The sequence below is a fragment of the Cupriavidus gilardii genome, assembly GCF_013314895.1.
GTDB classification, from domain to species: domain Bacteria; phylum Pseudomonadota; class Gammaproteobacteria; order Burkholderiales; family Burkholderiaceae; genus Cupriavidus; species Cupriavidus gilardii_C.
In genome coordinates this window covers 191679-211858 of record NZ_JABTYE010000002.1, presented here as the reverse complement: position 1 = coordinate 211858, position 20180 = coordinate 191679, and the positions used below count along the sequence as shown (strand labels likewise).

Here is a 20180-nt window from a genome sequence, read left to right as displayed (position 1 = left end):
CATGACGACCACGCTGCCCGCACTGCTGACCAGCCTTTCGCCGACGCTGTCGCCTGCCGCGGCGATGCTGCCCGCCGTGCCGCTATCCGATTACGGACTGATGGGCGCGATGATCTTTGCGGGCGCCTGTCTGCAGGGCGTCGGCGGCATCGGCTTTGCGATGCTGGCGGCGCCGCTGGCCGCGATGTTCTTCCCGCAACTGGTGCCGGGGCCGCTGTTGACGATGGGCGGTTGCGTCTCGCTGCTGGCGGCGCTGCGCGAGCGCCATGCGATCGCATGGCGGTTGACCGGCACCGCATTGATCGGCCGCACCATCGGCGGGCTGATAGGCGTGCTGGCCATTGCCTGGCTGCGGCCGCAGTGGCTGGCGGTGGTGTTCTCGCTGTCGATCCTGCTTGCCGTCGCACTCAGCGCCCTCGGCTGGCGCGTGCGGCCCTCGGCCGGCAATCTCGCTATCGCCGGTACCGCCTCGGGGTTCATGGCCACGCTGACATCGGCCGGCGCGCCGCCGTTTGCCATCGTGATGCAGCACATGTCGCCCGCGGCGATGCGCGCCACGGTCGGCTGCATCCTCGGCGGCGGCGCGGCGTTGTCGCTGGCGATGCTGGCCGGGGCGGGGCGCTTCGGCATCGCCGACCTGACGCTGAGCGCGCTGCTCGCGCCGTTTCTGCTCGCTGGCTTCGCCATTTCGAGCCGGCTCAGGAGCCGTGTTTCCGCCGCGGCAGTGCGCCGGCTGCTGCTCGCCTTGTGCGCCGCGGGCGCCATCGGTGTGCTGGTGCGCATGGCGCTGCCGGCTTGAGCCGGATGACCCGAATCACCCGAATGAGCCGAATCGCCCGAATGACGCGAATGACCGAGGCATTCGATTCCATCCCAACCACCCATGCAGGGGACCAGATGCAGCACATCACCGATGACATGGTCGATCGCCATGTCGGCGCCGAAGACGCGCAACGCATCCTGCTCGAAGCGTTTCACAGCTTCGGCGAGGGCCGTGCCGCCATGCAGCAGCGCATTCGCACCGAAGCCGGCGGCATCAAGCTGTCGACGCTGGGCGCAGTGATACCGGAGCAGGGCGTCGCCGGCGCCAAGGTCTACACGACCATCGACGGGCAGTTCTCCTTCGTGATCCTGTTGTTCTCCACGGAGGACGGACGGCCGCTGGCGTCGTTCGATGCGGGCGCAATCACGCGGCTGCGCACCGCTGCCTGCACCGTGATTGCGGCGCGCCATCTGGCGCGCTCCGATGCCCGCACGCTGGCGCTATTCGGCGCCGGCACGCAAGGCGCGGCGCACGCCAGGCAGTTGAGCGCAGCGCTGCCGCTCGAACGGATTCTGCTGTGCGATCCCTACGCGCCGGCCGACCTGCCGGAGCGCCTCGGCCAGGCGTGCGGCATACCGGTGATCCCCACGCAGGCCGAGGCGGCCGTGAAAGATGCCGATATCGTCGTGACGGCCTCGCGCTCGACCACGCCGCTGTTTTCCGGCGAGGCGATCCAGCCGGGCACGTTTGTCGCGGCGATCGGCTCGAGCCTGCCGCATACGCGCGAGCTGGACGACGTCGCGCTGTCGCGCGCATCCGCCGTGGTCGTCGAATGGAAGCCGCAGTCCACCCGCGAAGCCGGCGACATCGTGATGGCGGGGGCGGGCGTGCTTCCCGACTCGAAGCTGATCGAATTGGCCGACGTCGTGCTGGGCCGGGTCCAGCCGCGGCGCCATGACGGCGACATCGTCATCTACAAGTCGGTAGGCGTCGGTCTGGAGGATGTGGCATTGGCAGGGCTGGCGTGGCAGCGGCTGCAGGCTTCCCGGTGAACTTCCGGCGCGCCCGGCCACACCATTCGACGCCAACACCAAGGTAAACCCCGACGAATAAAACCCCGCCGGCCCTTGTCCGTCGAGCTTATATGTATATAGTATACAAACATCGAGCGAACGATCCGCCCGACCCAACCCATTCCGAACCGTCAGCCAACAAGGAGCCCCACATGGCCGAACTGATGAACCGAGAAGAATTCCGTGCCGCGCTGGAACAAGCGATCAAGGGCAAAAGCGCCAACCAGGCGCCTTTCAGCAAGGCCTGGGCGAGCGGCAAGCTCAGCCGCGCCCATCTGGCTCGCTGGGCCGAGAACCACTATCACTACGTCGGGCCGTTCGCCGACTACCTGGGCTATATCTACGCCCGCATGCCGGATCGGTATACCGAGGCCAAGGATTTCCTGCTGGCCAATATGTACGAAGAGGAGATCGGCGGCGATCGCCACACCGATCTGCTGATCCGCTTCGCCGAGGCCTGCGGCACCACGCGCGAGCGCGTGATCGATCCCGACAACATGTCGCCCACCACGCGCGGGCTGCAGGCCTGGTGTTATTCGGTGGCGATGCGCGAGGACCCGATCGTCGCGGTGGCCGGCCTGGTGGTCGGGCTGGAGTCGCAGGTGCCGTCGATCTACCGCAAGCAGACGCCCACGCTGCGTGAGAAGTACCAGTTCACCGACGAGGAAGTCGAATTCTTCGACCTGCATATCGTCTCGGACGAGATCCACGGCGAGCGCGGCTACCAGATCGTGCTCGAGCATGCCGATACGCCGGAGCTGCAGCAGCGCTGTCTGAAGATCTGCGAGATCGGCGCGCAGATGCGGCTGCTCTATACGACCGCGCTGTACTACGACTATGTCGCGCACGAGCTGCCGCTGCCCGAGCTCGAACTGGCTGCTTGAATCCGGCCGCTTCAATCGCGCCTGCGCGTGGCGCTTCCCTGCGCCGCGCGCCTTCCCCTAACCGCCTGATGAGCGCCGCACAGATGGAAACGTTCTTCAACTACATCGATGGCGAGTGGACCGCGTGCCAGTCCGGTCGGACCTTCGACAACATCAACCCCGCCGACACCAATGACGTGGTGGGCCGCTTCCAGGCCTCGGCCGCCGCGGAAGGCGAGGCCGCGGTGGCCGCTGCCGCCGCCGCATTCGAGGGCTGGAAGAACACGCCCATCGGCCGCCGCGCGGCGATCCTGAACCGCGCCGCGCAGCAGCTCGAAGCCAATGCCGACAGCATCGCGAGCGAGCTGACGCGCGAAGAAGGCAAGGCACTGAGCCTGGCCCGCGACGAGGTCCTGCGCTCGGCGCAGACGCTGCGCTTCTATGCCGTCGAGGGCCAGACCTTCACCGGCGAATCGTTTCCCAACGACGATGGCGACATGCTGGTCTACACACAGCGCGAGCCGCTGGGCGTGGCGACGGTGATCTCGCCATGGAATTTCCCGATCTCGATCCCGGCCCGCAAGATTGCGCCGGCGCTGATCACCGGCAATACCGTGGTGTTCAAGCCGTCGTCCGATGCACCGTTGAGCGGCTATCGGCTGGCCGAGGCGCTGATCGATGCCGGCCTGCCCAAGGGTGTGCTGAACTTCATCACCGGCAGCGCCGCCGACGTGGGCGCCGCCATCACGCAGGCGAGCGCGGTGCGAGCGATCTCGTTCACCGGTTCGACCCGCGCCGGCGAACAGATCCACCGCTCGGTGCCGCTGACCACGCGCACGCAGATGGAACTGGGCGGCAAGAATCCGCTGCTGGTGATGGAAGACGCCGACCTGGACCAGGCGGTCGAACTGACGATCAAGGGCGGCTTCTCGCTGAGCGGCCAGGCTTGCACCGGCACCAGCCGCGTGCTGGTCGCCGAGTCGGTGCGCGAGGCCTACACCGAGAAGCTGCTGGCCCGCGTCAAGACGCTGAAGATCGGCAGCGGCATGACGCCCGGCATGGATCTCGGTCCGCTCGCCACGCGCAACCAGCTCGACAACGTGCTGCGCTATATCGACATCGGCAAGTCCGAGGCCACGCTGCTGTGCGGCGGCGAGCGGCTCAGCGGTCCCGAGTTCGACAACGGCTTCTACGTGTCGCCCGCGGTCTTCACCGATGTCACGCAGGACATGCGCATCGCGAGAGAGGAGATCTTCGGGCCGGTGATCGCGATCATCGCGTTCAGCGACTACGCCGATGCCATCGCCAAGGCCAACGACACCGAATACGGTCTGGCCGCGGCGATCGTCACGCGCAATCCGCGCTACATGCATCGCTTCGCCGCCGATATCGAGGCCGGTACCGTGAAGATCAACCGCACCACGACCGGCAACCTCGTCAACGCGCCGTTCGGTGGACTCAAGCGTTCGAGCACGTCGACCTTCCGCGAATCCGGCCGCACCGGCCTCGAGTTCTATACCCAGATCAAGACCGTCTACCGCGGCCTGTAAGCACTGCAGCAATGCAGCATCGCTACGCCGCATCGACCAGGAGAACATCGCATGAAACAAGCCATCAAGCTCGAACTGCGCGAAGCGCGCCATATGGTGGCCGCGGCCATCGCCAAGTCCGAGGAGATCGGCGTGCTCGAATCCATCTGCGTGGTGGACGAGGGCGGCTATCCGCTGGTGCTGGAGCGGATGGACGGGGCCCGCATCACCGGCCCGCAGATCGCCTGGAACAAGGCGTTTACCGCGGCCGGCCACAAGCGTTCGACCCATCTGTTCACCACGCCGCCGAACGGGCCTGCGCTGCCGGGCAACGAAGCCTTCGGCATCCAGTGGAGCTTCGAAGGCAAGTTCGCTGCGTTCGTCGGCGGCTTTCCGATCGTCGTCAACGAGCAGGTGATCGGCGGCATCGGCCTGAGCGGCGGTAACGGCGAGCAGGACACGCAGGCGGGCCTCGCCGCCTTGCAGGCGCTGCAGGAACTGCTCGCGCCGCAGGACCTGAAGGTGGTGGTGCAGGCCGACATCAAACGCTGACGCTGACGCTGACACTGGCATTGACTCCGGCATTCGCCGCATCCGTCCATCGGCTACTTGGAACGCATCATGTCTCACCGCATCCAGATCCTTGAAACGCAGCAGGCCTTTTTCGTCGAGCGTGGCGAAACGCTGCTGCAGGCGGCACTGAAGGCCGGCATTGCGCTGCCGCACGATTGCCAGCTGGGCGGCTGCGGTACCTGTCGGCTGAAGCTGGTCGAAGGCGAGGTCCGCTACGAGGAGGAGCCGATGGGGCTGGCGCCCGACGAGGCGGCTGCGGGCTACGCACTGGCCTGTCAGGCGCAGCCGGTCGGCGACCTGTTGATCAGCGCCGCACGCGAGGACGAGGTCTGCGTCGAGCCGATGCGGCATCGCGCCCAGATCGAGGCGGTGCGCGCGCTGACTCCGACCGTGCTGCAGGTCCGGCTGCAGGTGCCCGATCTCGATGCGGCGCTCGACTATCGGCCCGGCCAGTATCTGAAACTCTTGACCGAAGACGGCCACGCGCGCAGCTTCTCGATGGCCTCGGTGCCGCAGGGCGGCAGCATTGAACTGCATGTACGCCGCATTCCGGGCGGCGCCGTCACCGACCGCATCCTGCCGGGACTCGCGCCGGGCGATGCGGTCGAGGTGGAGCTGCCGCACGGCACCTTCTTCTATCGCGCCCGCGACTACCGTCCGCTGCTGATGGTGGCCACCGGTACCGGCATCGCGCCGATCAAGGCGATTCTCGAATCGCTGATGGACGATCCCGACTGCCCGCCCGTCTCGCTGTACTGGGGCATGCGGGAGGAGAGCGATCTCTACCTGCACGAGCAGATCGAAGGCTGGGCCGAGCGGCTTTACGACTTCCGCTACGTGCCGGTGCTGTCGCGCGGCGGGGTCGGCTGGCAGGGCCGGCGCGGCCATGTTCACCACGCGGCGGTCGACGATCTCGGCGATCTGTCCGAGCATGCGATCTATCTGTGCGGCTCGCCGGACATGATTCGCGATGCGCGCCAGGCGTTCCTGGATCGCGGCGCCAGCACCGAGCATATCTACGCCGACAGTTTCACGTTCCAGCGGGACTGAGCAGCGGGAACGAGGCAGGGCGGCCGCGTCGCTGCGGCCGGTAGCTGGTATACAATGGCGCCAGCCTTTGGTGCGGGTCGTGCACCGGCCTGTCCACCAAGGTTGCCGCCAGCATCCCGTCAATCCGCGCGCTTTCCAAACCGATCGCCTCGCCATCCGCCATGTCCCTCCGCCCGTCCGTTTCCGCCGCGCCCGATCAGGAAGTCGTGAGCCTGGGCGCCAGCCACTCGCCGTTGTTCGCGCTGGTCACCGACAAGCTGCGCGAGCGCATCCTGAAGGGTGCCTACGCCCCCGGTGAGCGGCTGGTCGAGAACAAGCTGTCCGCGGAATTGGGTGTGTCCCGCATCCCGGTGCGCGAGGCACTGCGGGCGCTGGCCAGCGAAGGGCTGGTGCTGATCGAACCCCGGCGCGGCGCCTCGGTGGCCAAACTGTCGCCCGACATCGTGCGCGAGATGGTCGAAGTGCGCGCCACGCTGGAAGGGCTGAACGCCAAGCTGGCCGCGCAGCGGCGCGATCCGGCGCTGGTCGCGGAACTGCAGGCGGTATTGCAGCAAGGCATGGAAGCGGCAGCGCAGGGCAGGGCGGACGAGCTGCTGACGCTGAACTCGCGTTTTCACGAGGTGCTCGGCAACATCGCCGCCAACAGCGTGCTGCAGGAAATGATGCGCTCGCTGCGGGAACGCACCGCGGTGCTGTTCGGGCCGGCCAACGTGGTCCGGGCCCGGCAGAACTGGGACGAGCATGCGCAGATCCTGCAGGCGGTGATCGCGGGCGATGCCGACCTGGCGGCCTTGCTGGCCGCGCGGCATGTCTACAGCGCCGCCAAGGCGGCCGAGCTGCCGGTAGGCGAGCAGCACGCTGCCTGACGCCTGGGCGCCCCTTCCTCTCTTCTTTTCCCTTTTCCCTTTTCCGTCTTCTCTGTCGCGCCGCATCACGGTGACGGTGCGGCCTTCGCGCGTCTCCCATGGCGGCCAGGCCCCTTGCGCCCGTGGCCGGCGCAAGGGCGACGCGCACGGCTTCGGGGCACCCCGTTGCACCGTCATGGCGCAATGCACAAAATCTGTGTATACTGTCAACCGTTGTAAACGCAATAGAGAAAGACCATGACTTACCGCGACACCAATGCCCGGGCGTCGTACCTGGACACCCCGGTCGGCCAGCAACTGCTGCGCCACTACGCCTGCCGCGACGCTGTCCGTCATGCCACGCCGCTGATTCCGCTGCGGGCCGCCGACGTGCTGCGCTTCGTGCAGTGCCTGTTCGGCCGCGCCGAGTGCGGACACCGCGCGGCTTGACGGCTGGACCGGCCGCCAGGCGCGGCTGGTAGCGCCAGAACCGCCCTTCGGGGCGGTTTTTCTTTTCTCCCTTCCGTCCTTCCGTCCTTACCTCCTTCCGTCCGGCATTCGCCCGCGACGGTCTCCCGTCACTCCCTTCCTGTTCCCAGCGCAATGCGGTTCCCCGCATGGTTCGGCAGCCACACCGGACCGATTCTTGCGTAAAGCGCCCACACGCATCGGTGCCTCGTCTCTCGGTGCGAGGGTTTCTGCCAATGCCAGCAGATCCTGGTGCCGCCTAAACTATTGCATATAGTATACCGACACAGCACTTGCCGAGGCCTCCGACAGAGAGGCTGGCGCGCTGCCGTCAGGGTCGCGGCATAACAACAGGCAACAACAAGAACAGGAGCCGACGTGAGCCTGCCAACGTCCCCGTCCATCGACGACCGCGCCAGCGTTCCCGCGCGCGCCGAAACCCCTGCGGCCGAACGTCCGTGCGACCCTGCCGCGCGCTATCGCCCGCTATGGCAAGCCGTCGACGATCTGACGGCTGGCCGCACCACCGCCGAGCAACTGCTCGATATCTGTCAGGCCGCGTGGGCGGAGCGCAATCCCGAACTTAACGCCATCGTGCTGGCCGATTTCGCTGCCGCACGCGAACAGGCGCGCGCCAGCGATGCGCGTCGCCGCCAGAGCAGGGCGCTCGGGCCGCTCGATGGCGTGCCGTTCTCGATCAAGGAATCGTTCGACGTGGCCGGCTGGCCGACCACCTGCGGCAGTCCGGCGCTGCGCGACCACGTCGCCCGGCGCGACGCCACGGTGGTCCAGCGGCTGCGCGAGTCCGGCGCGGTGCTGATCGGCAAGACCAACGTGCCGCTCGGCCTGCGCGACTGGCAAAGCTATAACGCGGTCTACGGCACCACGCGCAATCCGCACGATCCGAGCCGCACGCCGGGCGGATCGTCGGGCGGCAGCGCGGCCGCCGTCTGCGCCGGCATGAGCCTGTTCGACATCGGCTCGGATATCGGCTCGTCGTTGCGCAACCCGGCGCACTACTGCGGCGTGTTCTCGCACAAGAGCAGCCACGGCATCGTGCCGTTGAGCGGGCATGGTACCGGCGCGCCATCGTTCGGCATGCAGGACATCAACGTGGCAGGCCCGATCGCCCGCAGCGCGCGCGATCTCGAGTTGGTGCTGCAGGCCATCGCCGGTCCGGAAGGAGCCGATGCGCTGGCCTATCGCTTCGCCTTGCCGCCGTGTCCGCTGAACACGCTCCATCAATTCCGTGTGGCCGTGCTGCCCACGCACCCGCAGGCCGAGACCGACCGCGAGGTCAGCGACTGCATCGAAGGACTGGGACGCTGGCTCGAAGGGCAGGGCACCAGCGTCGCCTGGCATGTCCGTCCATCCTTCGAAGCCGAGGAACTGTGGCGGGTCTATGTGCTGCTGCTGCGCGCGACCACCTCGGTCCATATGCCCGACGCTGCGTTCGCCGACTCGCTCGACGAGGCCGCCGCCGCGGACCCGGCCGATGCGCGCTACGCAGTGCTCCAGCATGTTGGCGCCACGCTGCACCATCGCGACTGGCTGCGGCTGCAGCACGCGCGCGCGCGCTTCACCCAGGCCTGGCAACGCTTCTTCGACGACTACGACGTGCTGCTGTGCCCGGCGGCTGCGACCACCGCCTTCGAACTGAACGAAGCCGGCGAGCCCTGGCAACGCCATCTGCTTGTCAACGGCCGGCCGCAGCCGATGACGACCCAGCTGTTCTGGGCCGGCCATTCCGGGCTGTGCGGGCTGCCGTCGACCGTCGCGCCGATCGGCCCGGGCCGCAGCGGCTTGCCCGTCGGCGTGCAGATCGTCGCCGGACGCTACCGCGATCTGACCTCGCTGCGCTTTGCCAGCCTGCTCGAGGCGGCGGGCTTTGCCTTCCGACCTCCGCCGCGCTGAGCACGCCGCCGGCAGACATCAAGCACGCACCCCACCGAATTCGCACGCCACGCGGCTGCCGATGCCGCCACGGTGCCCACACTGACAAGGAGCGATCATGCTGGACTGGTTCAAAGAGTTATCGCGGATGGAGCGCAAGGGTTTCTACGGCGCCTTCCTCGGTCATGCGGTCGACGTCTTCGACTTCATGATCTATTCCTTCCTGATCTCGACGCTGCTGACGCAGTGGCAGATGAGCAAATCGACCGCCGGCGCGATCGTCACGTGGACGCTGGTGTCGTCGCTGATCGGCGCGATCGGGGCCGGCATGCTGGCCGACCGCTATGGCCGCGTGCGCGTGCTGCGCTGGACCATCGTGGTCTTCACCGTCGCATGTTTTCTGTGCGGGCTGGCCAATACGCCCGAGCAGCTGATGCTGTTCCGCATGATCCAGGGCATCGGCTTCGGTGGCGAATCGTCGCTGTGCATGGTGCTGGTGACCGAGATGATTCGCAATCCGGCGCATCGCGGCAAATACTCGGGCTTCACGGCGAGCAGCTACTCGTTCGGCTGGGGCGCGGCGGCGCTGGCCTATGGCCTGACCTTCAGTCTGTTCCCGGCCGAGACGGCCTGGCGCGTCTGCTTCTTCCTGGGCATCGTGCCGGCACTGGTGGTGTTCTACTTGCGCCGCAACCTCGACGAACCGGAGGTCTTCATCAAGACGCGCGCCGAGCGGGCCGCCTCGCGGGGATCCGCCTGGCAGGAACTGGGCCGTCTGGTGCGACGCCCGCTGCTGCGCAAGACCGTGCTGTGCAGCCTGCTGTCCGGCGGCATGCTCGGCGCCTATTACGCGATCGCGACCTGGCTGCCGACCTTCCTGAAGACCGAGCGGGGCCTGTCGGTCTTCGGCACCAGTTCCTACCTGGCGGTCACGATCCTCGGTTCGCTGGTCGGCTATGTGGCGGGCGCCTATGCGACCGACCGGCTGGGACGGCGCCCGACCTATGTCCTGTTCGCCGCCGGCGCGTTCGCGATGGCGCTGATCTACATGGTGATTCCGGTCTCGAACCTGTCGATGCTGTTTCTCGGCTTCCCGCTCGGTGTGCTGATGCAAGGGGTGTTTTCCGGCATCGGCGCGACGATCTCGGAGTCGTATCCCAACGATATCCGCGCGACCGGCTACGGCGTCTCTTACAACCTCGGGCGGGTGATCGGCTCCTTTTTCCCGCTGACGGTGGGCTGGCTCAGTTCCGGCCGGACCTCGCTGCCGCTGGCGATCGCCATCGTCGCCGGGGCGGGCTACGCGCTGGTCGTCTTCGCCGCGCTGATGCTGCCGGAAACGACCGGCATGGACCTGGACAAGGCGGGCGGCGACGAAGCCGATCGGGACGACACCGCGCCCGGCAAGGTCGGTCTGGCGCCCACGCCGGGCGTCGGCGGAACGGTGGCCTGATCGGGCCGAACCGGCGCCGAACCGGCACCGAGCTCGTACCAATCCGGCCGGATCGGGCAGGGCGACAAGCCCTGCCCGATACCGAAATCGTCACGTTCTCGGGAACAACCTAGGGCTAACCCTGTCCATGCGATTGCATTCGGTTACAATGCCGCACTTGCGTCTCGTTACGCAGCGCACTATCCGCCATATTCCTGGCGTCGTGCCCTTGCCTGCATACCGACGCCAATTTCCCCTTCATGCGAGCCTTACTACCGTTTCTGATCGCGTCCTGCCTGTTTCTGCTCTCCTTTGGAGCGCAGGCGAGCACGCGTCTGGACGCGGCGGCGGGGCTCGGACCCGGACAGATTCGGGTCGGACCGCTGGTCTGCAGCATGGCGGCAGTTGCCGCCGTCGCCGCGCGTGCGGTTTCCAGCGATGACGGCGGCAGCCGCATCGTCGCCCCCGGCGACGACGGCGTCCATGCCGACGACGACGTCGTAGAAGCGGCTTCCCATCCCGGCTACTGCAATATCTGGTCGGCCGACCTGCTCGATCCGCCCGACGTACTGGATGAAATCGAGGAATCGAGCGCGCTGTTCGCCTTGCCGACGGCGCCGCTCGAACTGCCTTCCGGCGATGTCTCTCCGCCTCGCCACGGCCGCGCGCCGCCCCTGCCCGCGGCGCTGTTCAAGCCCCCCATCGTTCTCGCCTGATTGCTGACGCGCCAGTCCGACCCCGTGTCGGAGTGGCCGCGCCTCCTATCTGCATGTCTTGCTCGCGGCCCTCGCTGCCGTGGGCCGTGTGCTTGTCGCGGTAACGCCGTCCGCGCGAAGCCGGCATGCAGTGGTCCGGCTTTTTCTTGTTGCCATGAAGATCTCTACGCTTACCCTGATAGCGTCGCTGTCGCTTGGGGTGTCGTCGGCCTTTGCCGCCGATGCCTTCTCGCTGGAGCAACTGCTGTCCCTGTCCCAGACCTCGAACAAGGGCGTGGTCGCCGCGCAGGCCGGCGTCGATGCCGCCAGCGCCGCCATCACCAGTGCGGGCGCCTATCCGAATCCCCAGGTCGAAATGATGTACGGCCGCCTGCGCGGCCGGCAGGCCGGCGTGGCGGAGGGCAATACGCCCAGCTTCGCCATCACGCAGCGCTTCGACTACCCCCAGCAACGCAGCCTGCGCCGCTCGATCGCCGAGCGCAATCTCGACGCGACGGAGGCGGGCTTCCAGGCGTTCCACGCCGACCTGGCCGCGCGCGTCAAGACCGCCTACTTCGGCGTGCTGCGTCGGGAGAGCGAACTGGCCGCGGCGCGCGAAGACCTGTCGATGATGAAGCAGGTCCATTCGCGCGCCCGTCTGCGGGTCGAGGTCGGCGAAGCGCCCCGCTATGAGCTGATCCGCGCCGAGACCGAGCTGCTGGCCGCGCAGAAATCGCTGCAGAGTGCCGAGTACCGCGTCGACCAGGCCAAGGCCGCGCTGCGACAGCAGGTCGGCGGCGCGCTGCCGCCGAAATTCGCGCTGAGCGGAAGCCTCGGCCAGACTCCGCACGTGCCGGACCTGATGGCGATGCGCTCGCGCCTGAGCACCGCCAACGCCGAACTGGTCCAGCGCCGCATGGAGCTCGAGCGCGCGAATCTGGCGGTCGACTACCAGCGCTCGCTGCGGCTGCCCGATGTCGCGCTGCGCGCGAGCACGACGCGCGAGCCGGACAACAACGTCTCGCAGATCGGCGTGGTGCTGACCATTCCGCTGTGGGACCGGCGCAAGGGCCCGGTGGGCGAGGCCGTCGCACAAGCCGCGCAGGCGCGCAACGCCTATGAGCTGCGCGAGTTCGAACTGGGCCAGGAGCTCGAGTCGGCGTACCGTCAGCTCGAAATCACGCAGGCCCAGGTGACCGCGCTGGAATCCGGCATCGTGCGCGAGGCGGAGAACGCGCTGCAGATCGCACAGGCGGCCTATCGCTACGGCGAGCGCGGCATTCTCGAAGTCATCGATGCCCAGCGCACGCTGCGCAATGCGCGCAATGAGCTGATTGCCGCGCAGTACGACCAGCAGATGGCGGCGATCCAGATCGAACGCCTGCTGTCGATGGCCCCCGGGATGTCGATGCCGGCGATGGCGCCGACCGCTTCGATCGCGCCGTCGGCCGCGCCGGCCGCCGTGCCAGGAACGGCGAGCGCCACCGCAGGCGCCACGGCCACCGCAAGCCCGACCTCGAACGCCACCGCCGCGCCGTCGGCTACGGGCGTGCCGACCCTGAACACGACACCGGCCGCGCCCGCCGCGCCCGCTCCGGCGATCTCGCCGAGCCCGGCGACGCCCGCCGCCCCGTCCACCGAATCGAAACAAGACTGACCATGCGCCCCTATTCCCTCCGTACCCTGGCGGTGGCTGCCGCCATGATGTTGACGCTCGCGGCCTGTTCCGAGGAGCCGCCGCCCGCAGCCGAGGCGCCCAAGCTGCCCCCAGGCGTGGTCAAGCCCGAGCCATCGCTGCAGCAGCAGCTGAAGGTCGCGCCGGTGACCACCAGCCCGTTCAGCGAGATGCTGCACGTGGCCGGCCGCATCGATTTCGACGAGCAGCGCGTCGCGCGCATCGGGGCGTCGGTGACCGGACGTGTCACCGATCTCTACGCGATGCCCGGCCAGGAAGTGAAGGCCGGCCAGGTGCTGGCGCGTCTGCACAGCAGCGAGCTGGGCGCCGCACAGATGTCGTATCTGAAGGCATTGGCGCAGTCGCAGCTGCAGGCGCAGAACGCCGAGCGCGCGCGCCAGCTGTTCGCCGCCGACGTGATCGGCCGCGGCGAACTGCAGCGCCGCGAGAGCGAATATGCGATCGCCAACGCCGAGATGCACGCCTATCGCGACCAGCTGCGCGTGCTTGGCATGTCCAAGGCCGCGATTGCCGAGTTGTCCAAGGGCGGCAGCATCAACTCGTATTCGCCGGTGTATTCGAGCATCAGCGGCACCGTGGTCGAGCGCAAGGTCGCGCAAGGCCAGGTCGTGCAGCCGGCCGACTCGCTGTACACGGTGGCCGATCTGTCGCGCGTCTGGGTCGTGGCCGAGGTGCCCGAACAGCAGGCCGCGCTGGTGGCCGAAGGGCAGACCGTCGAGATCGACGTGCCGTCGCTGGGTGCAGGCACGGGCCGCAGCCGGATCAGCGGCAAGCTGATCTACGTTGGCCGCACGGTGAATCCCGAATCGCGCACCGTGCTGGTTCGCACCGAACTCGACAACCGCGAAGGACGCCTGAAGCCCGCCATGCTGGCCAGCATGGTGATCGCCAGCCGGCCGACCGAGCGGCTGGTGGTGCCCGGCTCGGCCGTCGTTCGCGATGGCAACGAGGAGCAGGTCTACGTCGAGCAGGGCGACGGGCTGTATCGCGCGGTGCCGGTCAAGCTGGGCGCCGAGAGCGACGGCATGCGGGTGGTGCAGAGCGGCGTCAAGGCGGGCGACCGCATCGTGGTCAATGGCGCGTTCCACCTCGATAACGAGCGCAAACGCCTCGAGCAAGGATAATCGCCATGATCCAATCCTTGGTCCAAGCCGCCATCAAACAGCGGCTCGTGGTCTGCGTGATCGCGGTCGTGCTGTTCTTCTTCGGGCTGCGCGCCGCCAGCAAGCTGTCGGTCGACGCGTTCCCCGATGTCACCAACGTCCAGGTGCAGATCGCCACCGAAGCGGCCGGCCGCTCGCCCGAAGAGGTCGAGCGCTTCGTCACCGTGCCGATCGAGATCGCCATGACCGGCCTGCCCGGGCTGGTCGAGATGCGCTCGCTGAACAAGGCGGGCCTGTCGCTGATCACGCTGGTGTTCACTGATGCGACCGACGTCTATTTCGCGCGGCAGCTCGTGATGGAGCGGCTGATCGAAGTCGGCGGCCGCATGCCGGAAGGCGTCTCTCCCGTGCTCGGTCCGGTATCGACCGGTCTGGGCGAGGTCTACCAGTACACGCTCGACCGCGCCGACGATGGCGATCGCGAGCTGACGCAAGAGGAGCTGTCCGAACGCCGCATCGTGCAGGACTGGGTCGTGCGTCCGCTGCTGCGTTCGATTCCGGGCGTCGCCGAAATCAACTCGCAGGGCGGCTACGTCAAGCAGTACCAGGCGCTGATCAATCCAGACCGGATGCGCCACTACGGCATCTCGGTGCAGCAGGTCTACCAGGCGCTGGCCAACAACAACGCCAACTCGGGCGGCGGCGTGCTGCCGCACTATGCCGAGCAGTACCTGATCCGCGGCGTGGGTCTGGCCCGGGGCGTCGAGGACCTGCAGAGCATCGTGCTCAAGGAGGTCAACGGCACGCCGGTTTATCTGCGCGACGTGGCGGAGGTCACCATCGGCCACGAGGTCCGGCAGGGTGCGCTGATCAAGAACGGCCAGACCGAGGCGGTCGGCGGCATCGTGATGATGATGCGCGGCGGCAACGCCAAGGAGGTCGTCAGCCGCGTCAAGCAGCGCGTCGCCGAGATCAACGAGCGCGGCATGCTGCCGGGCAAGCTGCAGATCGTGCCGTACTACGACCGCAGCGAACTGGTCGACGCCGCGTTGTGGACGGTCACCAAAGTGCTGCTCGAAGGCGTGGTGCTGGTCGTGATCGTGCTGTTCCTGTTCCTGGGGGACCTGCGCTCGTCGGTGATCGTGCTCGCGACGCTGGTGCTGACGCCGCTGCTGACCTTCATGGTGATGAACCAGGTAGGACTGTCGGCCAACCTGATGTCGCTAGGCGGATTGGCGATCGCCATCGGCCTGATGGTCGATGGCTCCGTGGTGGTGGTCGAGAACGCGTTCGAGCGATTGGGGCGCAAGGATGAACTGAGGCTGACCAAGACCGAGGTGCTGGTCAAGGCGGTGCAGGAAGTGGCGACGCCCGTGATCGTCGGCGTCGGCATCATCATCCTGGTGTTCCTGCCGCTGATGACGCTGACCGGCACCGAGGGCAAGATGTTCGCCCCGCTGGCCTTTACCATCGCGATCGCGCTGGCGATCTCGCTGGTGCTGTCGCTGACGCTGTCGCCGGTGCTGTCGTCCTACATCCTGAAGGGCGGGGCCGAGCACGATACCCGTGTGATCGCCTTCCTGAAGCGCCACTATCTGCGGATGCTGAAGGTGGCGATGTCGAACAGCCGCAAGACCGTGGTCGCTGCTGTCGTCGCGTTCCTCGGCACGCTGGCGATCGTGCCGCTGCTCGGTTCGTCGTTCATGCCGGAGATGAAGGAAGGCTCGATCGTTCCCGCGATCGACCGCGTGCCCAACATCTCGCTGGAGGAATCGATCAAGCTCGAGAAGGAGGCCAACAAGCTGGTGCTCAGCGTGCCGGGCGTCAAGTCGGTGGTCTCCGGCGTTGGCCGCGGCGAGAGCCCGGCGGACCCGCAGAGCCAGAACGAGTCGACCCCGATCGCCAGCCTGAAGGACCGCGACGAGTGGCCCGACGGCTGGACGCAGGACGACATCGCCGAGCAGATCCGCCAGAAGCTGCGCGCCATTCCGGGCGTGCAGATCGTGATGGCGCAGCCGATCTCCGACCGGATCGACGAGATGGTCAGCGGCGTGCGTTCGGATATTGCGGTCAAGATCTTCGGCGACGACCTCGGCAAGCTGCGCGAGCTGGCCGGCGAGGTCGCGCGCGTGGCCGGCGGCATCCAGGGCTCGCAGGACATCCGCATCGAGCGCATCACCGGTCAGCAGTACCTGTCGATCGACATCGACCGCCAGGCGATCGCGCGCTACGGGCTCAATGTCTCGGACATCCACGACATCATCGAGATTTCGATCGGCGGCAAGCGCGCCACCGACATCTTCGAGGGCGAGCGCCGCTTCAGCGCCGCGGTCCGTCTGCCCGAGCGCTTCCGCCACGATGTCCAGTCGATCCGCCAGCTGCTGGTGACTACGCCCGACGGCATCCAGGTGCCGCTGCAAAGCGTGGCCAAGATCGAGGTCAGCGACGGCCCGGCGCAGATCAGCCGCGAAATGGCCAAGCGCCGCGTCGTGGTGATGATCAACGTCAAGGACCGCGACCTCGGCGGCTTCGTCGCCGAGCTGCAGCAGGCGGCCGACAGCAAGGTCAAGCTGCCCGAAGGCTACTACTTCGAGTGGGGCGGCCAGTTCCAGAACATGGAACGTGCGATGGGCCACCTGAAGATCATCGTGCCGATCACGATCGCCGCGATCTTCTTCCTGCTGTTCCTGCTGTTCAACTCGCTGCGCTTCGCCACGCTGATCATCACGGTGCTGCCGTTCGCATCGATCGGCGGCATCATCGGCCTGTTCGTTACTGGCGAGTATCTGTCGGTGCCGGCGTCGGTGGGCTTTATCGCGCTGTGGGGTATCGCGGTGCTGAACGGCGTGGTGCTGGTGTCGTACATCCGCAATCTGCGCAACAACGGCATGGAGCTCGACGAGGCGGTGATCCACGGCGCCACCATGCGGTTCCGGCCGGTGATGATGACGGCCACCATCGCGCTGCTGGGCCTGGTGCCGTTCCTGTTCTCGACGGGACCTGGCTCCGAGGTGCAGCGCCCGCTGGCGGTGGTGGTGATCGGCGGCCTGATCACGTCGACGCTGCTGACGCTGGTGATGGTGCCGACGCTGTATCGCTGGTTCGACGACCGCAAGCCGAATCCGGCGACGGACGAGCCGGTGTAAGCAAGCCGCACCTGCAGCAAGACCACTGGGTCCCCGCGTTCGCGGGGGCGACGGAATGGGGAGCACGAGGCTTCCACCGTCGTCCTCGCGGAGGCGGGGACCCAGTGTCTTTCCAGCGTCTCAACCATCGTGTCGAGTTTCGCCAGTTCCGGGCAGCGATTACCATCACTGCACTTCGGTGGCTGAAACCTGACCATGACTGCGGCTCAAGACAAAGGCACGACTTCCATCAGCCTGGTGCGCGAAGCGATTCTGGTCGCGACGCAGCGCAATCTCGACGTGCATGCTGCCTTGCAGCACGCCGGCATCGCGGCGGAACTGCTCAATGCTCCGCGGGCCCGTGTGCCGGCACTGGCATTCTCCCGGCTGTGGGCCGCTCTGGCCGACTTGATGGACGACGAGTTCTTCGGCCTGGACAGCCATCCGATGCGCCGGGGCAGCTATGCGCTGATGTGCCACGCGGTACTCCATGCCGACAACCTCGAACACGCGCTGCGCCGCATGCTGCGATTCCTGCGCGCGATTCTGGACGATCTCCATGGCGAGCTGCGCTGCGAAGGCGAGCATGCCGTGATCGTGCTGCACGATCGCGGCGTCACGCGCCGGCTGTTCGCCTACGGCACGTGGTTCATTCTCGTGCATGGCTTGGCCTGCTGGCTCGCACGCAGGCGCATCCCCGTGATCGCCATGACGTTCCGCGCGCCGGCCCCGGTCGATGACAGCGATTACCGGATGCGGTTCTGCGAGGAGGTAACCTTCTCCGCCACCGAGACGCTGATCCGCTTCGATCGCAGCTTCCTGGAGCTGAAGCTGATGGAAACGGAAAGCACGCTGCGTGCATTCCTGGAGGCGGCGCCGGCCAACATCCTGGTGAAGTACCGCAATCAGGCCAGCACGACTGCCTTGATCCGCCGCCGCTTGCGAAACCAGTTGCCGGACGAATGGCCGGATCTGGATACGCTGGCCCAATTGCTCAATATGTCGTCCGCCACGCTGCAGCGCCGGCTGCTGGCGGAAGGCGCGAACTACCGGCAATTGAAGGACGAGTTGCGCCGCGACATCGCCATCGAGCTGTTTTCCAGCACCGACCTGACCGTCGCCGAAGTGGCGGCGCGGACCGGGTTCCAGGAAACCAGCGCCTTTCACCGCGCCTTCCGCAAGTGGACCGGCGCGAGCCCGGGACTCTACCGGCAGGGCAAGGGCGCCGCAGCGCGATCGGCCTGAAGGCCAAATCGTCGTGCGTGTCCAAATACCTCATCGAGGCTGAAGTCGGCGGGCATGGCCCGCGAGGCTGCACAGGCTGACACTGCGAACCGCGACGGTACCAGGCCCGGTGTTCCGCACCAAGTTCCACACCAAGGGCCGAGGCTACCGCTGCGCAGAACGCCAAACAAGATGCGTCACGCAGGAGACAACATGGCCTTCATCACCAGCAGGTTCACTCGCCCCGCATGCGCGGCGCAGAAGAGGCGGAATGGCGCGGGCGGCACGGCCCGAACGGCACGCTCGGCTCTGGCTCGCTCCGGTCCCTTGGCGGTCGCGGTTTCCGGTTTGCTCGCGGCCTGTGGCGGCGGTGACTCCCCGTCGCCGCCGCCCCCGTTGAGCGCCGAAGCTGCCTGCACGGCGCTCCTGAACCAAACCTTCGAGGAAGCCAGGATCACGGCCGCAACGCTGGTTCCCGCCGGCGGCTCCGCGCCGGAAACCTGCGTGGTCCGCGGCGAAATGCCTAAGGAGCTGGCCTTCGAAGTCAGAATGCCGACGACCTGGAACAACCGCGTGCTGTTCATGGGCGGAGGCGGTTTCGATGGCGAGATCACCGAGGCGGCCTACAGCCCCGGCGTCGCCGCTAACGGCTACGCGACCATCGCGACGAATCATGGACACGATGCAGCCAGACACCCTCAAGGGTCCTTCGCGCTCGACGCGCAGATGCTGGAGGACTATGCGTACGCCGCCGTGCCGAAAGTCTTCGCGGCCGCCAAGGCGATTCTGCGCAAGCGTTACGGGGAAGCCATCGACCGATCACGGTTCGTCTACGAAGGATGTTCGGGCGGTGGCCGTCAGGCCCTGATACAAGCGCAACGCCATCCCGATCTGTTCGACGGCATCATCGTCAGGGCTCCGGCAAACGCATACACGGGCCAGTTCCTGTGGTACCAGAAGATCCTCAGGCAGTTCGCCAAGCCTGGTGCGGGCCTGAGCGCCGGCAAGGTGCAGACGATCGCCGGGTTCATGCAGTCCCAGTGCGATGCGCTCGATGGGCTGAAGGACAACATCATCGGCAGGCCCGATGCCTGCAAGGTCGATCTGGCGGCGCTACGGTGCAATGGCGCCGAATCCGACGCCTGTCTGACGGATGCGCAACTGGAGTCGGCCAGGACGTTGTACGAGCCGACCAACGTCGCCGGCGGGCGATACACCTGGCCGGCGTTTCCGCACGTCGGCGGCGAAACGGCGGACGATGCCTCATGGCAGGCACTGGGCGGGTCTACCTTCCGGACGCTCGGCGGCGACTACATGCGGTACTTCGTCGCGCAGGATCCGTCGGCGGACCCGTTGGCGGTCGATCCACAGGCATACACCGGGCGACTGGACTATCTCGCCAAGCTGATCGACGCGGTCGATCCGGACCTCGGCAGGTTCAGGGCCCGCAACGGCAAGGTGATTCTCTTTCATGGCACGACCGACTGGCTGATCACGCTGAACAACACCACCGACTACTACAACAAGGTGGTGGCCGCGGCCGGCGGACAGACTGCCGCCGACCAGTTCGTCGAGTACTTCGTGCTTCCCGGACACGATCATTGCGCCGCCACGCCACAGGGTGGCCGTGGTCCGGACACGGTCGACCTCGTCACACCGATGTTCGAATGGATCGAGAACGGTGCAAAGCCATCGAGCCGCAGGATCATCGCGACGCGCAGCGTGGATCCCGGCAAGGGGATGCAGCGGCCGCTCTGCCGATATCCGCAGTACCCGGCATACGCCGGCAGCGGCGATCCGAATGCGGAGTCCAGCTTTACCTGCGTGTCTCCACAGTAGCGGTCATTC

Annotated in this window: 16 protein-coding genes; all 16 read left to right on the top strand. The window is 67.1% G+C overall.

Going from position 1 to position 20180, the window contains the following annotated elements; genetic code table 11:
* Position 1 precedes the first annotated feature (1 nt).
* Positions 2-799, top strand: a complete 798-nt coding sequence (locus tag HTY53_RS02775; protein WP_254599758.1) for a sulfite exporter TauE/SafE family protein — start codon at positions 2-4, stop codon at positions 797-799.
* A gap of 98 nt (positions 800-897) precedes the next feature.
* Entirely contained in the window at positions 898-1815 is a 918-nt protein-coding gene (locus HTY53_RS02770) for an ornithine cyclodeaminase family protein (RefSeq protein WP_174104897.1), read from the top strand.
* 173 nt (positions 1816-1988) lie between these two features.
* Entirely contained in the window at positions 1989-2720 is a 732-nt protein-coding gene (locus HTY53_RS02765) for a TenA family transcriptional regulator (protein WP_174104896.1), read from the top strand.
* Positions 2721-2803: 83 nt separating this feature from the next.
* The gene (locus HTY53_RS02760) at positions 2804-4249 is read left to right on the top strand and encodes an aldehyde dehydrogenase family protein (RefSeq protein WP_174104894.1); all 1446 of its coding nucleotides are present in this window, start codon (positions 2804-2806) and stop codon (positions 4247-4249) included.
* Positions 4250-4300: 51 nt separating this feature from the next.
* Complete coding sequence (locus HTY53_RS02755; protein WP_006575728.1) at positions 4301-4780, top strand: GlcG/HbpS family heme-binding protein; 480 nt, start codon at positions 4301-4303, stop codon at positions 4778-4780.
* Positions 4781-4849: 69 nt separating this feature from the next.
* On the top strand, positions 4850-5851 hold the full coding sequence (locus HTY53_RS02750; protein ID WP_174104893.1) for a 2Fe-2S iron-sulfur cluster-binding protein: 1002 nt from the start codon (positions 4850-4852) through the stop codon (positions 5849-5851).
* Positions 5852-6012: 161 nt separating this feature from the next.
* The gene (locus tag HTY53_RS02745; protein WP_174104891.1) at positions 6013-6717 is read left to right on the top strand and encodes a GntR family transcriptional regulator; all 705 of its coding nucleotides are present in this window, start codon (positions 6013-6015) and stop codon (positions 6715-6717) included.
* A gap of 237 nt (positions 6718-6954) precedes the next feature.
* Positions 6955-7146: a hypothetical protein gene (locus HTY53_RS02740; RefSeq protein ID WP_174104889.1), complete on the top strand. Its 192-nt coding sequence runs from the start codon at positions 6955-6957 to the stop codon at positions 7144-7146.
* Positions 7147-7671: 525 nt separating this feature from the next.
* Entirely contained in the window at positions 7672-9078 is a 1407-nt protein-coding gene (locus HTY53_RS02735; protein ID WP_254599780.1) for an amidase, read from the top strand.
* 97 nt (positions 9079-9175) lie between these two features.
* The gene (locus tag HTY53_RS02730) at positions 9176-10510 is read left to right on the top strand and encodes an MFS transporter (RefSeq protein WP_174104887.1); all 1335 of its coding nucleotides are present in this window, start codon (positions 9176-9178) and stop codon (positions 10508-10510) included.
* Between the two features lie 374 nt (positions 10511-10884).
* Entirely contained in the window at positions 10885-11205 is a 321-nt protein-coding gene (locus tag HTY53_RS02725) for a cobalt-zinc-cadmium resistance protein (protein ID WP_238512835.1), read from the top strand.
* 154 nt (positions 11206-11359) lie between these two features.
* Positions 11360-12841: a TolC family protein gene (locus tag HTY53_RS02720; RefSeq protein ID WP_217435463.1), complete on the top strand. Its 1482-nt coding sequence runs from the start codon at positions 11360-11362 to the stop codon at positions 12839-12841.
* Positions 12842-12843: 2 nt separating this feature from the next.
* Positions 12844-14004: an efflux RND transporter periplasmic adaptor subunit gene (locus HTY53_RS02715; protein ID WP_174104884.1), complete on the top strand. Its 1161-nt coding sequence runs from the start codon at positions 12844-12846 to the stop codon at positions 14002-14004.
* A 5-nt stretch (positions 14005-14009) separates the two neighbouring features.
* A complete protein-coding gene (locus HTY53_RS02710; protein WP_174104882.1) occupies positions 14010-17129 on the top strand; it encodes an efflux RND transporter permease subunit in 3120 nt (1039 codons plus the stop codon).
* 195 nt (positions 17130-17324) lie between these two features.
* Positions 17325-18353: an AraC family transcriptional regulator gene (locus HTY53_RS02705; RefSeq protein ID WP_174104880.1), complete on the top strand. Its 1029-nt coding sequence runs from the start codon at positions 17325-17327 to the stop codon at positions 18351-18353.
* Between the two features lie 192 nt (positions 18354-18545).
* Positions 18546-20171 (top strand): DUF6351 family protein, encoded by a 1626-nt coding sequence (locus tag HTY53_RS02700; protein ID WP_174104878.1) that lies wholly within the window; start codon positions 18546-18548, stop codon positions 20169-20171.
* Positions 20172-20180: the final 9 nt, after the last annotated feature.

Coding starts and splice junctions, on each gene's coding strand:
- HTY53_RS02775 (WP_254599758.1), top strand. CDS start 2: ATGACGACCACGCTGCCCGCACTGCTGACCAGCCTTTCGCCGACGCTG.
- HTY53_RS02770 (WP_174104897.1), top strand. CDS start 898: ATGCAGCACATCACCGATGACATGGTCGATCGCCATGTCGGCGCCGAA.
- HTY53_RS02765 (WP_174104896.1), top strand. CDS start 1,989: ATGGCCGAACTGATGAACCGAGAAGAATTCCGTGCCGCGCTGGAACAA.
- HTY53_RS02760 (WP_174104894.1), top strand. CDS start 2,804: ATGGAAACGTTCTTCAACTACATCGATGGCGAGTGGACCGCGTGCCAG.
- HTY53_RS02755 (WP_006575728.1), top strand. CDS start 4,301: ATGAAACAAGCCATCAAGCTCGAACTGCGCGAAGCGCGCCATATGGTG.
- HTY53_RS02750 (WP_174104893.1), top strand. CDS start 4,850: ATGTCTCACCGCATCCAGATCCTTGAAACGCAGCAGGCCTTTTTCGTC.
- HTY53_RS02745 (WP_174104891.1), top strand. CDS start 6,013: ATGTCCCTCCGCCCGTCCGTTTCCGCCGCGCCCGATCAGGAAGTCGTG.
- HTY53_RS02740 (WP_174104889.1), top strand. CDS start 6,955: ATGACTTACCGCGACACCAATGCCCGGGCGTCGTACCTGGACACCCCG.
- HTY53_RS02730 (WP_174104887.1), top strand. CDS start 9,176: ATGCTGGACTGGTTCAAAGAGTTATCGCGGATGGAGCGCAAGGGTTTC.
- HTY53_RS02725 (WP_238512835.1), top strand. CDS start 10,885: ATGGCGGCAGTTGCCGCCGTCGCCGCGCGTGCGGTTTCCAGCGATGAC.
- HTY53_RS02720 (WP_217435463.1), top strand. CDS start 11,360: ATGAAGATCTCTACGCTTACCCTGATAGCGTCGCTGTCGCTTGGGGTG.
- HTY53_RS02715 (WP_174104884.1), top strand. CDS start 12,844: ATGCGCCCCTATTCCCTCCGTACCCTGGCGGTGGCTGCCGCCATGATG.
- HTY53_RS02710 (WP_174104882.1), top strand. CDS start 14,010: ATGATCCAATCCTTGGTCCAAGCCGCCATCAAACAGCGGCTCGTGGTC.
- HTY53_RS02705 (WP_174104880.1), top strand. CDS start 17,325: ATGACTGCGGCTCAAGACAAAGGCACGACTTCCATCAGCCTGGTGCGC.
- HTY53_RS02700 (WP_174104878.1), top strand. CDS start 18,546: ATGGCCTTCATCACCAGCAGGTTCACTCGCCCCGCATGCGCGGCGCAG.